Raw genomic sequence first — 15485 nt, 5'->3', positions numbered from 1 at the left:
GTCTTTTTTGTTGATTTCTCAATTTACAAGGGTAATTTAGTTCCTAACAAACCCCTGCTATACCTTAATATTAGCATTCTATAAATTTATAATATTAGAATGATCAACTTTTAAACTAAATAAAACTATGAAAAACAATTTTCTAAAACTAGTCCTTTTCTTGTTTACAGCAACTGTATTTGCCCAAGCAGATAAAGTATCTGTTTTAAGTAATGAAGAGGGTATGAAATTAGTTGTCAATGGAGAGGACTTCATGATTAACGGTATGAACTGGGATTATATTCCTATTGGGACCAATACAGTGAATGCCGATTTTTGGAATAAATCTGATGACGTCATCAAAGCTGGGCTTGATACTGAAATGTCTCTTCTTAAAAACATGAACGTCAATGTGATTCGTCAATATACCGGTGTGCCAGCAAAATGGATTCAGTATATATACGAAAACTATGGTATCTATACCATGCTTAATCACTCTTTTGGGCGTTATGGTTTAACGCTTGATGGTGTTTGGACACCAGTAACTAAATATTCTGAGGCTCGTACTCAAGAATTTTTGATGTCTGAGGTTGAAAACCTAGTGAATGGTTATAAAAATACGCCTGGTTTGTTGCTATACTTGTTGGGTAATGAAAATAACTATGGTTTGTTCTGGGCAGGTGCAGAAACTGAAGATTTTCCAGATAGTGAAGAAGAAAAGAAATTCATTGGTGAATCCCGAGGAAGACCAATGTATAAACTCATGAATGAAGCTGCTAAAAAAATGAAGGCTATGGATGCTTCCCATCCAGTAGCTATATGTAATGGCGATGTGTTGTTTATAGATATCGTAGCAGAAGAATGTAAAGATATTGATATATACGGTGTCAACTCGTATCGGGGTGCTTCTTTTACCGACATGTTTAAGGTGGTTAAAGAGAAACTTAACAAACCAATTATGTTTACAGAGTTTGGTGCCGATGCCTATAATGCTATTGAAAAAAGTGAAGATCAAAAAGCGCAGGCCTATTATATGGTAGAAAACTGGAAGGAGATTTATCAAAATGCTGCTGGTTTAGGAAAAGCTGAAAACTCATTAGGAGGTTTTACATTTCAATTTAGTGATGGATGGTGGAAATTTGGTTTTGACAAGAGAAAGAACGCCGATGTTCATGATATTAATGTGTCATGGGCCAATGGGGGTTATGGAATAGATTTAGAACCTGGTAAAAACAATATGAACGAGGAGTGGTTTGGTATCTGTGCCAAGGGGCCAACGAATCCTAGAGGTCTTTATGATTTATACCCCCGTGCGGCATATTATGCTTTAAAGGAGGCGCATCAATTAAACCCATATAGAGAGGGTGTTAAAGCAGAGGACGTTAGTAGTCATTTTGAAGGTATTTCATTAATGGATGCAGTTCTTAGAGCGCGGGGTGATAAAGCGGCTTTAGTAGGCAGTGAAACCTCTAAAATTCGATTAAGCAATATGAGGGCAGAGTTTACAACATATAATACTGGTGGTAGTTTACTTACAACGCCTGATAGCCCAGATCCAGATGAAGATGTTTATCCAAATCAATTGGGATTTGATCATATGCAATCTTTCTTTATTGGTGTAGAAGGGAATCCAGCTCCAAATATGCGCGCAAATTTCAATGTTAATATTCTTGGAGATGTAGCTGAAAATCCCATAGATGAAATTTTTTACGAGAATAGAGGAAGAACGAAATCAGTAAACACTATCGATGGACCTTTGCCAATTACCGATTTGGATCGTGTTCAACTATATAATGCAGAGTTTGAATGGAACACGGAAGAATTGGATGTAAGGGGATTTTATCGTACCGGACATGGTCACTGGGGTTATGAAGGTGATTTCTTCGGTTTGTATCCAGAAGCAAATTATGGTCCTAATCTAGACATTTATAACGGCGTCATATCTGGTATTGAAATAGATGGTAAGAATAACTTGAACGGTTTTAAAGGCGCTTTTGGGCCTCAATTGTGGTGGGGAGCAAATCCAGCAATCTTGCTTAAATATAGTACAAAATTAGGGCATTTTGATGTTTCTGGTGTTTATCATGAAGATATAGATGATCTTGGTGAAGTAGTATCATCAAACGCTATCCCAATGCCTAAAACACGAAGAGCCACCATTCACATTAAAAGGGAATTTGGAAACCTAGGACTCGAAGTAGGAGGTATTTGGGGCGGTGACCCGTTAAATGGAAGAACATTTCAAGTTGCAGAAAACAATCCAGATTATGATGAATTTGCTCCAGATTCTGAGGCTAAATATATTATTTATAATGATAAAATTAATTCAGATGATAATTGGGGGGCAAAAGCTAAAATAACCTATCAGGGTGGTAAGTTCAATTGGTATGCTCAAGGTGCTATGCAAGGTTTAGTAGCTAATGGTGGTGCCGATCAAACCCAAACATTTACAGGATGGCAACTTAAAGACACTGGAAGTGGTAACCAAACTAATTTTCTTTCAGGGTTCACCTATACCATAGGAAATTTTCAAATTGCACCAAATTTCTTATGGCAAAAACCAATTGTAGATGCCATGCCAAATGATGTGCAGGCACCAGGAAGATTGAGAAATATTTTTGACGATCCATTTGCCGTAAGAGGGAATAGAGAAACAACCGCCGGTGAAATATTATTTACCTACGACCCTACACCAGGAACCTGGTATTATGAGTGGGATAACGATAGCGCGGAAAATGCCAAATTTGCGATGAATTTAGGTTTTGTGTTTCGTCATCATCCCACAGCTCAAGATGCTGCCATTGGATTCCTCGCAGATCGTTCATTATTTGCATTTCCAAATGCTGCACCAGCACAAGACTTGTGGGAAGCACATACTCGTATCGTATCTAAAGTGAGTCCAGATCTTGGTTTAATCGCTAACCTTTATGCTGGGAATGGTCAAGCCAAAGGTAGCGACGATAGATTAATTACACGTATTGGAGGTGATATTAGATTACTCTATAAAAAGGTTAAGCTAGTACATTCGTTTAAAATTGATGACTGGGGGCCTTTTGATTATCACCGCGATTTTAACTTAACATACCCAGTCCAGTTGATGCTGGATATTTCGACTACAGTTGGGAAACCAGGTTGGTTTATTTTACCAGGTACTAGAATGGGAATACGAGGTACATGGCGATCTCTTAATGAATTTTCGCCCAGATACAGTCCAAACAATGCTTTGGAATTTGCGAATGCGCCTATCATTAGTCCAGTTGGATTTGATAACGGAAATGAATGGGAAATTAGAACCTACGTGCACATCAATATTGGAAAATAAAAATTTATAAAAATGAAAAACATAAAATTTATTTATTTAAAAATAACACTTCTTTTCGGATTGATTTTTACAATGACTGTGAGTTGTGAAAGAGATTTGTCAGAAGATGTTGAATTCGGCAAATTCGGAACTTCTGGAGAGGTTTTTATTGATGGTTTTAGTGGCGGATTGAGCTATGATCCCTTTGGTGATTCAAAGCTAGATGCTTTCTCTGTTGATAGTGAGGTAAAATATTCAGGAAGCGCATCGATGAGATTTGATGTTCCTAGCTTTGGTGATCCTTTAGGCGCTTATGCAGGAGCTACCTTTCGGGATGCTTCTGGTCGAAATCTAACAGGGTATGATGCGCTTACATTTTGGGTAAAAGCCTCTCAGGCAGCCATCTTAAATGAAGTAGGTTTTGGAAATGATTTTGAGGGAAATAAATATCTGACTACGTTAAACAATGTTCCTTTAACCACCTATTGGCAAAAAATCATCATTCCTATTCCTTATGCCTCTAAATTACACCAAGAAAAAGGGATGTTTTGGTACGCAGAAGGTCCAGAAAATGGCTTTGGTTATACATTCTGGATTGACGATTTAAAGTTTGAAAAACTAGGTACCATTGGCCAACCTAAACCGGCTATTGTTAACGGTGAAGACCTTATACAAGACACTTACACAGGAGTTAATCTTAAAGTAACAGGGTTAACACAAACGTTTAATTTAGGTTCTGGTCTTAATCAAACGGTTTCTGCGGCGCCAAGTTACTTTGATTTTGCCTCCTCTGATCCAAGTTTAGCATCAGTAAATGAATTTGGGGATATTGAGATTATAAATGACGGAGCTCCAGTTATAACAGCAAGTTTAGCAGGTGTGGAGGCCGCTGGGTCTTTAACAGTAAATAGTTTAGGTGATTTCCAATTAGCGCCTGTACCAACAAGAGCCCCTGATAATGTGACTTCTATTTTTAGTGATTCATACACAAACTCGCCTGTAGACTTTTTTAACGGATTTTGGGAACCCTATCAAACAACCCTATCTGCTGATTTTCAAGTTGAAGGTAATAACATCTTAAATTATACCAATTTTAATTTTGTTGGAAACCAATTTTCTAATCCAACGATTGATGCATCACAAAAATCAAATGTTCATATAGACATGTTCATTCCAAGTGAGGTGCCTTCAAATATGGACTTTTTAATTACAATTGTCGATTTTGGTATTGATCAAGCCCAAGGAGGTGGTGATGACACAAGAGAACAAATATTTTTCGATAAATCTATTTGGGTTTCAAATACATGGATTACACTAGAGTTTCCAATAACATTGTCTAGTAGAAATAGTATAGGACAGATTATATATGAGAATATTAATTTTTCGTCACTAGGAAGCTTTTATTTAGATAACATCTATTTCTATAGTGAATAACACTGTATTTAGAGATTATAAATTTAAACTATGAATTCAAAAAATATAATAAGAATGAAAACGAAAATCTTTAAGCAGCATATAATATATAGAAAAGTAAACTTGGTATTTGGTATTCTTGGTCTTACGGTATTAGTTTTATTGACGGTGTTCACTAGCTGTTCAACTGACGAAACCCAAACGGTTGCCAGATTTACAGAATTGGCAATGGCGGATGAGTTTGATGTTGAAGGGGCTCCTAATCCAGCCATTTGGGGTTATAATATTGGCGATGGTAGCGATACTCCAGCAGGATCAGGCTGGGGTAATGGCGAGTTACAATACTATACCAACCGTACTGAAAACGTAAAAGTAGAAAACGGTGTTTTGATTATTTCTGCAAGGAAAGAATCATTTAACGGGTCTTCATATACTTCTGCGAGACTTTTAACCAAAGGAAAATTAGAACAAACGTATGGGCGTTTTGAAGCTCGTATGAGATTGCCTTATGGACAAGGTATTTGGCCTGCATTCTGGTTGTTGGGAGACGATTCAAACGGTACGGAAGTTTGGCCTCAAATAGGTGAAATAGACATTATGGAATATGTAGGTGATGAGCCCACTAGAATGTTTGGAACTGTTCATGGGCCATTATACTCAGGAGGGGAATCGATTAGTAAAGCATATGAATTGAATAACGATAGATTTGATACTGGATTTCACATTTTCGGAATTGAATGGGGCCCAGATTATATTAATTACTATGTTGATGATGTATTATACAATCAAATAACACCAGATGATGTTCCAGGAGAATGGGTGTTTAATCGTGGGCCTTTTTATATCATAATAAATCTCGCGGTTGGAGGATCATTACCAGGACCTCCAAATGATGAAACCGTATTTCCTCAAAACTTGCTTGTAGATTACGTAAGAGTATATAAAAGAAGTAACAACTAAACTAATAAAAAAGACGATGAAAAAATTAATTAGAACATTTAAACAGATATCAATTTTAATCTTGGCGATAACCTTTTTAGGTTGCGAAGATGATGAGGGGAATTTACCAAAAGTTGTTGCCGGGTTTACCCATACTATTAATGTAGACAATGGAGTAGTAACATTTATAAATATATCAGAAAATGCAACCAACTACAGTTGGGATTTTGGAGAGGGAAGTAATTCAACGCTTATTAACCCTGTTAAAGCTTACCCACCAGGAGAGTACTTGGTTACTTTAAAAGCAACCAATGTTGCAGGAGCGACAGAAATTTTTGTGGATACCATAGTCATTTCAGATGTTGGAGCACCAATAATCACGTTACTTGGGGATACCACTCTAAATATTAATGTTGGTGGAGTATTTACCGACCCAGGAGCAACGGCTACGGATGATTTAGATGGAGATATTACTGCTAACATTGTAGTTGCAGGAGATACTGTGGATGCTGATACAGCAGGCACGTACATCATTACATACAATGTAAGTGATGCCGCAGGAAATGCAGCGACTCAAAGAACAAGAACGGTTATAGTTGCCGCAGATGTTGTAGCGCCAGTAATCACTTTAGTAGGAAGCGAAACGATAAATATCACACTTGGAGAATCATTTACCGATCCAGGAGCAACAGCTACAGATAATGTAGATGGAGATATTACAGCCAACATTGTAGTTGCTGGAGATGCTGTAGATGTAAATACAGCTGGCACTTATATAATTACTTATAATGTTAGTGATGCCTCAGGTAATGCTGCGACGGAAGTTACAAGAACGGTTGTTGTGACTGACCCTGATGCTTGTTTAGCAGAAACAACGGAATCTTTTGCAGCAGCAGATTTTAATGTAACGTTTCAATCAGCAAATTCAGCAACAACTATAAAAACAGAAGCGTCAACCATAGTAAGAGTGGCAAATCCTGATACCAATAATGCTGTAAACAGTTCGTGCTATATAGGTGAATTTAAAAGAGAAGGAGGAGCTACAAGCGCATACGCCCATAATAAATTTGAGCTTAGTACAGGTGTTGATCTTGTGGCTAATGCTGGGTTTAAAATAAAAGTGTGGTCTCCAGTTGCTGGAGCTAAACTTACCTTAAAATTAGAAGGTGGTAACGCTGTACAAACGGATAAAAGTACTACTGTTGCTAATGCTTGGGAAGAATTAACCTTTGATTTTAGCACTGCTCAAAATGATACAAACAATAAAAGCATTGTGCTATTCTTTAATATAGAAACTACCGCAGCAGCAACGTTATATTATGATGACTTTAGGCTTTATGCCCGCACCGGCGGCGGCGGAGGCGGAGGCACACCAGGTACAGCTGCTGGTGATATAGCTGTAAATGGTGGTTTTGAAGATGGAAACCTTGATGGTTGGGCAGCATATAATAACGGAGGAACAATTGAAGCTGTTACAACACAACCTAGCACAGGAACTTATTGTGCCAAACTTTTTGCAAGTCCAGAAACTGGATTAAATCCAACACTTAAACAAGAAAGAAAAGCTGCTGGCACACTTGCCGTAGGAGATGAAGTTAAAATCACGTTTGATTATAGAGGAGCATTAACAGGAGAAAGTGGGGCTTATTCAATTCAATCTTTTGTTGAGGCTGCAAATGGAGTTAATCAAGTTGTGAATATTTCAGTTGACCCATCAGATACTTGGCAAACCTATTCAACAACTTATACTGTAGCTGCCGGTGACATAAGCGGTGGTATAACATTGGAGTTTGTAGCAATATGTGGTGGTGTACCCGGTTGTAGTTCAACGTTGTATTTAGACAACATTTCTGTAATAATAAATCCATAAGCTTTGGTCTATTTTGATATAGATAAGTAATAACAAGTAATGATATAAAAAGGTTAGTACAAAGGAATTTGCTGGCTAGCCTTTTTTTAAAAATTGAAATAAGAAAGGTTTCAAAGACCTAATAAAATTTTAAGTAAATAATAATGAATCAAACCATTTCGAAATCAGAAGAAATCGCTTTAGGGCTTTCAGATAAAGTGACTGGAGAACTAGTTACCATTAATAATGAATCGTATTATAAGATTTCTAACAGTGATGCTATGCGCCCATTTTTTATGAGCATTGTTAGTGATTCAAATCACTGGATGTTTATTTCAAGCAATGGCGGTTTAACGGCTGGGCGAAAAAACGCTGAATTTTCATTATTTCCTTATTATACAGATGATAAAATAACAGAATCTGCTGATATTACAGGAAGCAAAACCATATTTCAAATTCATATTAAAAGTAAAACCTATATATGGGAGCCATTTTCCGTAAGACAAGCAGGGTTGTACCAGATTACAAGGAATTTATACAAGAATAGTTATGGTAATAAAGTTATTTTCGAGGAGATTAATAAAGATTTAGGACTTACTTATAGGTATCAATGGAGTTCTAGCAATCAATTTGGATTTGTAAAAAAATCAACTATTATAAATAACTCTTTTAAAAACATAAGTGTTACTTTTTTAGACGGATTACAAAACATCTTACCTTCTGGAGTTACTTCCGATTTACAAAATAGTAGAAGTAATTTAGTAGATGCCTATAAAAAAAGCGAATTACTGCCAGAAGTTGGTTTAGGTGTTTATGCGCTTAGTGCTTTTATTGTTGATAAAGCAGAACCAAGTGAAGCTTTAAAATCCAATATCATTTGGTCTATAGGTGCTGAAAATCCAACATATTTAGTGTCGTCTTTACAGCTTGATAATTTTAGAAGCGGAAATAAGGTAAAACAAGAAATAGATATTAAAGCTGAAAAAGGCGCGTATTTTATTTCTTCAGATTTAGAACTTGAAGCAAATTCAGAAAAAGACTGGACGTTTGTTACCAATGTAAATCAATCGATTACTGGAGTAATTGAAATTTCAGAAATGATAAAAAATGAAACAGATTTGGCGGTTCTAGTTCAAAAGGATATTGACGCTGGAACTGAAAGGTTAATTCAATTAACGGGTGCATCTGATGGTTTACAGGCATCAGAAGATACGCTTACCAACAGCAGGCACTTTGCTAATACCCTATTCAATATCATGCGTGGTGGTATTTTTGATGATGGTTATCAAATAGAAAAAGGAGATTTTGTAAAATATATAGCTAAAGCTAATAAAGAGGTTTTCAACAAAAAAGCAAAAACCTTAAAAGCCTTACCAGAGTTATTTTCTTTAAAGGATATAAAGCATTTTGCAGAACAAAGTAAAGACAACGACTTTAAACGGCTTTGTTTTGAGTATTTACCCTTAAAATTTAGTAGAAGACATGGTGATCCGAGTAGACCTTGGAACAAGTTTTCTATTAATACACAAAGTGAAATAGATGGTTCTAAAATTTTAGATTACGAAGGGAATTGGCGCGATATTTTTCAAAACTGGGAAGCATTAGCACATGCATATCCTGAGTTTATAGAAGGTATGATTCATAAGTTTTTAAATGCGACTACTTTTGATGGTTATAACCCATACCGTGTTACAAAAGATGGCTTTGATTGGGAAATCATTGAAGAGAACGACCCTTGGTCTTATATAGGTTATTGGGGAGATCATCAAATTATATACCTTTTAAAATTCTTAGAATTTATAGAAGGGCACTACCCTGGCGCTTTAGAAAAACGCTTTAATCAAGATGTATTTGTTTATGCCAATGTGCCTTATAAAATAAAAAGCTATGCCGATACTTTAAAAAACCCAAAAGACACGATTGATTTTGATTACGATTCAGACCATAAAATCAATGAAAAAAGAGCCATTTTAGGTGCTGATGGCGCATTATTGGAAGATCAAAACTCTAACATATACAGAGTTAATTTAATCGAGAAATTATTGGCTACAGTATTGTCTAAGGTTTCAAACTTCATTCCAGAAGGAGGCATTTGGTTAAATACACAACGCCCAGAATGGAATGATGCTAACAACGCTTTGGTGGGTAATGGAGTATCCATGGTAACGCTTAATTATTTATACAGATTTTTAAGTTTCTTTGATCAAGTGGTTTCAAAAGCTGAAACAAAAGATATTAAAGTATCAGAAGAGTTAGTGAACTTCTTTAGCAATGTTGTTAAAACACTTCAAACAAACGCTAATATTCTATCTGGCAACATATCCGATAGAGACCGAAAAACAGTACTTGATGGTTTAGGACAAGCTGGAAGTAATTATAGAGAAACTATTTATAATAAAGGATTTTCAAGCTCTAAATCAGAATTAAAATTAGAAGAAATTTCGAATTTTATCGAGCTTACCAAATCATATTTGGAACATAGTATTGATGCCAACAAGCGCCCCGATAATATGTATCATGCCTATAATTTAATGACGGTTGAAAATGATGATGCCGTGTCTATTTCTTATTTATCAGAAATGCTAGAAGGTCAAGTAGCAGCATTAAGTTCTGGCTACCTCTCCCCTACTCAAGCATTGAGTTTGTTGGATGGACTAAAGCATAGTGCGTTATTTAGAGAGGATCAATACAGTTACATTCTGTATCCAAATAAAGATTTGCCTCGATTTGATAAAAAGAACAATATTCCTTCAAATAAGGTAGAGCAGTCTGCACTATTAAAAAAATTGGTTGAAGATAAAAACAGACAAATCATCGAAAAAGATGTTAAAGGACATTATCATTTCAATGGGAACTTCAACAACGCAAATAGTTTAAAAGAAGCGTTAATGAATCTAGATGATTCTTATAAATCTTTAGTTGAAAAAGAAACCGATTTATTGCTTCAAACTTTCGAAGATATTTTCGATCATAAATCTTTTACAGGGCGTTCAGGAACTTTCTTTGGTTATGAAGGATTAGGGTCTATTTACTGGCACATGGTATCTAAGTTGTTATTAGCGGTTCAAGAAAATTGTTTGTTAGCTATTAACAATAATGAAAGTGAAGAACTCATCGGGAAACTTTTAGATCATTATTACGAAATAAACGCTGGTATTGGGGTTCATAAATCGCCTGAATTATATGGTGCTTTTCCAACCGATCCCTATTCACATACACCAGCAACAAAAGGCGCACAACAACCAGGCATGACCGGACAAGTTAAAGAAGATATATTGAGCAGGTTTGGAGAGTTAGGTGTTTTTGTTGAAGATGGAAACATAGTATTTAAACCAAGTTTATTACAAATTAAAGAATTTTTAAGAACCCCATCTACATTCAATTTTACTAATGTTAGTAAAGAGCAGCAGGACATTTCACTTGATGCTAACTCATTATGCTTTACATATTGTCAAGTTCCAATCATCTACAAATTATCTGATAAAGAAGCTCTGCAAGTTGTTTTTAATAACAGCAGGCATATGGATCTAGATAATACAAGCCTTGATTTGGAAACCTCTAAATCTATTTTTGAAAGAAAAGGAGAGGTAAACCATATTATCGTTTCGATTAAAAAATAGAAACGTAAGCCATGTTAATAATTAAAAAATATATAACACTTTCAATATTAATACTAATGCTAGGATGTAATGAAACGCCGAATGCTAAAAAGCAAATAACGGCAGCCACTATTTTAGGAAATCCAGATTATTTAGCAATCTCTTATGGCGGTTACCGTCAAAAAACGCGAGATATTCAACCTACTATTGCTGAACTTAAAGAGGATATGAAGATTTTAGCAGCTATGGGTATTAAAATTCTTAGAACCTACAATGTTCAATTACAACAAGCGCCAAATATACTAAAGGCTATTTCTGAGTTAAAGGAAGAAGAACCAAACTTCGAAATGTATGTGATGTTGGGCGCTTGGATAGATTGCCAAAATGCTTGGACAGACTTGGAACCAAACCATGAAGTTGAAAGCGAACAAAATACAGGAGAAATTGCTAGAGCAGTGGCCTTAGCAAAGCAATATCCAGATATCGTAAAAATTATAGCCGTTGGAAATGAAGCTATGGTAAATTGGGCAACTAGTTATTTTGTGCGCCCTAATGTCATTTTAAAATGGGTGAATCATCTTCAGGAATTAAAGAAGTCTGGTGAACTTTCTAATGATTTATGGATTACCTGTTCAGACGATTTTTCTTCATGGGGCGGTGGCGATCCAAGTTATCATACTAAAGATTTAGAAAAACTAATCAAGGCAGTAGATTATATATCTATGCATACATACCCTATGCATAACTCTCACTATAATCCTGCTTTTTGGTTAGTTCCAGAAAATGAGAATACACTTTCGGATAAAGAAATGATAGAATCCGCTATGCAACGTGCATTAGAGTTTGCTGTAAAGCAATATGATTCTGTATCCAATTATGTAAAAAGTTTAGGGGTTAATAAACCCGTCCACATTGGAGAAACAGGCTGGGCAACGGTTTCTAACGGACATTACGGTCCCAACGGGTCAAAAGCAGCAGATGAATATAAATCTGGGCAATATTATAAGCTTATGAGAACTTGGACAAACAAACAAAAAATATCTTGCTTTTATTTCGAAGCCTTTGATGAGCAATGGAAAGATTCCCATAACTCTAAAGGGTCTGAAAATCATTTTGGTTTAATAACCCTTAATGGTGAAGCAAAACATGCCATTTGGGATTTGGTTGATAAAGGTGTTTTTGAGCGGTTAACAAGAGATGGACAATCTATAAAAAAGACCTACAATGGCGATAAAGAAGCCTTAATGCAAGATGTTTTTGTTCCGCCTACAGCAGTAGAGTTTAGTATGTCGCATCAATAAACAAACAATCAAAAATGAAAGCAACAAATATATATTTCTATAGTCTTTTTATAATTATGATGAGCTGTAATAAACCAGAAAACAAATTACAAGTTGAAGTATTTGAAACTTCAGCACAAGGAAATAAGTTGACTAAAGTTTCTGAGTTTCCTTTTACAGAAAAGAGAGTGACTATTAAGTTGATTCCAGAACAAACCTTTCAAACCATTTCGGGGTTTGGAGGCGCGTTCACGGAGTCTTCAGCGTATCTTTTAAATAAGTTAAGTCAAAAAAATAGAGATACCATTTTAAAAGCCTATTTCGCAAAAGAGGGTGCTAATTATTCGTTAACAAGAACACACATGAATTCTTGCGACTTTTCATTAAGTCAATATTCATATACTCCAGTTGAAGGGGATAAAAACTTGGAACACTTCACTATTGAAGAAGATAAGGATGATTTAATCCCCATGATAAAAGATGCCATGGCAGTATCAGAAGACGGATTTAACATTTTCGCATCACCATGGACCGCAGCACCGTGGATGAAAGATAATAACCATTGGGTGGGCGGCAAACTACTTCCAGAATATTACGATACTTGGGCGCTATTCTTTTCTAAATATGTAGACGCTTACGAGACAGAAGGCATTCCAATTTGGGGCTTTACGGTAGAAAACGAACCACATGGAAATGGTAACAATTGGGAAAGCATGCATTTTTCACCTAAGGAAATGACTGATTTTGTACAATTTCATTTAGGGCCAAAATTAGAAGCTGATGGCTATGGTGATAAAATTATTTTAGGGTATGACCAAAATAGAGCGGGCTTAAAAGAATGGGTAGATGAGATGTATAGAGATGAAGCTTCTTCAAAATACTTTCATGGTACGGCCATTCATTGGTATGAAAGCACCTATGATTATTTCCCAGAAGCCCTACAATATGCACATCATAAAGCGCCTAATAAATATTTAATAGAAACCGAAGGTTGTGTAGATTCCGAAGTCCCAAAATGGCAAGATGATGCTTGGTATTGGAGTAAGGAAGCTACGGATTGGGGTTGGGATTGGGCATCTGAAGAAGACAAACACCTACACCCAAAGTATGCTCCAGTAAACCGTTATGCCAGAGATATTATTGGATGCCTTAATAATTGGGTTGATGGTTGGGTAGACTGGAATATGGTTTTAGATAGACAAGGCGGTCCAAACTGGTTTAAAAACTGGTGCGTTGCACCTGTAATTGTAGATCCTGATGCCGATCAAGTGTACTTCACCCCTATCTATTACACCATGGCACATTTTAGTAAATATATTAGACCCAATGCTAAAATTATAGGACTAAAAAACTCCGATGATAAATTGATGGCAACAGCAGCACAAAACCCAGATGGTTCAATAGCTGTTATACTTTTTAATGAATTTGAATCCCCAAAAACTGTTACCCTAATTCTAAATGAGAAAAATGTTGAAATTACAATAGATGCGCAAGCAATTCAAACTATCGTAATTCATAAAGTATAAAAAGAAGATTAATTAACTAAACCAATAAGATATGTCAAATATAAAAACAGCAGCAAAAGATAAAGTTCCTTTTGGACAAAAAATGGCCTTTGGTTCTGGTCATTTCGTTCTTAATTTGCTACCAGGAGCCTTAGGGTTTTTTATGTTCTTTTTGCTTACGGCTTTTGGAATGGACCCGCTTTATGCAGGTATATTAGGGGCCTTACCAAGGCTTTTTGATGCACTTTCTGATCCTATTATGGGTTTTATTTCAGATAATACGAAGTCAAAATGGGGTCGTAGACGACCATATATTTTTATTGGTGCTATTTTAAGCGGATTACTATTTGCTATGACTTGGCAAATGTCTCCTGACAATTCTCAAATGTATAATTTTTGGTACTTCCTTATTTTATCAATTCTGTTTTTAGCCGGTAATACAATGTATGCTACACCATTGGTAGGTTTGGGGTATGAAATGACTTCAGATTACAATGAGCGTACCAGATTAATGGCTTTTTCAAATACTATGGGGCAAATTGCTTGGATGATTGTGCCATGGTTTTGGGTGATAATTGCAGACCCACAAGTATATGAATCTCAGGCTGTAGGAGTAAGACATTTATCCATAATTGTGGGTTGTGTCTGTGTTGTTTTAGGAATATTACCTGCTATTTTTTGTAGAGGTATAGATTCTGCCAATATGGAAAACAGAAAAGAAATAAATGTTAAAAGTTTATCTTCTAATTTAAAGGATTTATGGGAAGGTATTAAGCAGGTGTCAAAAAACAAGCCATTTATGAAGCTATGTGGAGCTACATTTTTAGTGTTCAACGGTTTTCAAATGGTAGCCGCATTTAGTGTGTATATCATTGTGTTTTATATGTATAATGGTAGTTACGCAGATGCAGGTACATGGCCAGCTTGGTTTTCAACAATTACTGCAGTTATTACAGCTTTTATTGTCATTCCTATTATTTCTGCAATGGCAAATAAATGGGGTAAAAGAAAAGCATTTATTATCTCTACAGTTATTTCTATTATTGGATATATCCTTAAATGGTGGGGATTCGATAATGAATTAAATAAAGAGTTTAATAATACAAGTCTTGGTGAATCATTAAATAACGGAGTTGCTGCCCTTTTCGAATCTTTAAATCCATTTTTGGAAAGTATGGGAATGTCTTGGTTTAGTATTGATACAAGTGCAGGTTCACCATGGCTTATGTTTCTTCCAATACCATTTATAGCATTTGGTCTTGGGGGGTTATTTACTTTGATGATGAGTATGACCGCTGATGTTTGCGATCTAGATGAGCTACAAAATGGCATGCCTCGAAAAGAGGGAACGTTTGGCGCTATTTATTGGTGGATGGTTAAAATTGGTCAGTCTATTGCTTTGTTTTTAGGTGGTTTAGTATTAAAATTAGTAGGGTTTATTTCTGATGCCGAAGTGCAGACCGCCGAAACAATGCACAGTTTAAGGGTTGCAGATATAGTTATTCCTTCCGTAACTGCTGGTATTGCTATTTTTATAATGTATAAGTATAGTTTGAATGAAACAAGAGCTAGAGAAATAAAGGCAGAATTAGTAGAACGTAGAGGGGAACTTTAAAAATA

Annotated in this window: 8 protein-coding genes; all 8 read left to right on the top strand. The window is 35.8% G+C overall.

Features of this window, described 5'->3' with window-relative positions:
• Window positions 1-127 precede the first annotated feature (127 nt).
• The 8 genes from ABD935_RS07115 to ABD935_RS07080 all read left to right on the top strand — a co-directional run bounded on the left by ABD935_RS07115 (window position 128) and on the right by ABD935_RS07080 (window position 15480).
• Window positions 128-3301: a glycoside hydrolase family 2 TIM barrel-domain containing protein gene (locus tag ABD935_RS07115; RefSeq protein WP_345191059.1), complete on the top strand. Its 3174-nt coding sequence runs from the start codon at window positions 128-130 to the stop codon at window positions 3299-3301.
• Between the two features lie 12 nt (window positions 3302-3313).
• The gene (locus tag ABD935_RS07110; protein ID WP_345191057.1) at window positions 3314-4714 is read left to right on the top strand and encodes a glycosyl hydrolase family 16; all 1401 of its coding nucleotides are present in this window, start codon (window positions 3314-3316) and stop codon (window positions 4712-4714) included.
• Between the two features lie 54 nt (window positions 4715-4768).
• Window positions 4769-5653, top strand: coding sequence for a glycoside hydrolase family 16 protein (locus tag ABD935_RS07105; RefSeq protein ID WP_345191056.1), 885 nt, complete (start codon window positions 4769-4771; stop codon window positions 5651-5653).
• Window positions 5654-5669: 16 nt separating this feature from the next.
• A complete protein-coding gene (locus tag ABD935_RS07100) occupies window positions 5670-7502 on the top strand; it encodes an immunoglobulin-like domain-containing protein (protein ID WP_345191054.1) in 1833 nt (610 codons plus the stop codon).
• 143 nt (window positions 7503-7645) lie between these two features.
• The gene (locus tag ABD935_RS07095) at window positions 7646-11101 is read left to right on the top strand and encodes a hypothetical protein (protein WP_345191052.1); all 3456 of its coding nucleotides are present in this window, start codon (window positions 7646-7648) and stop codon (window positions 11099-11101) included.
• An 11-nt stretch (window positions 11102-11112) separates the two neighbouring features.
• Window positions 11113-12381, top strand: coding sequence for a glycoside hydrolase family 17 protein (locus ABD935_RS07090; protein WP_425550204.1), 1269 nt, complete (start codon window positions 11113-11115; stop codon window positions 12379-12381).
• 56 nt (window positions 12382-12437) lie between these two features.
• Window positions 12438-13886 (top strand): glycoside hydrolase family 30 protein, encoded by a 1449-nt coding sequence (locus ABD935_RS07085; RefSeq protein WP_425550206.1) that lies wholly within the window; start codon window positions 12438-12440, stop codon window positions 13884-13886.
• A 31-nt stretch (window positions 13887-13917) separates the two neighbouring features.
• A complete protein-coding gene (locus tag ABD935_RS07080; protein ID WP_345191049.1) occupies window positions 13918-15480 on the top strand; it encodes an MFS transporter in 1563 nt (520 codons plus the stop codon).
• Window positions 15481-15485: the final 5 nt, after the last annotated feature.

The organism is Algibacter agarivorans (assembly GCF_039543245.1).
GTDB classification, from domain to species: Bacteria; Bacteroidota; Bacteroidia; order Flavobacteriales; family Flavobacteriaceae; genus Algibacter_G; species Algibacter_G agarivorans.
The sequence above is the reverse complement of the archived record's forward strand: the minus strand, read 5'-3'. Positions and strand labels throughout refer to the sequence as shown.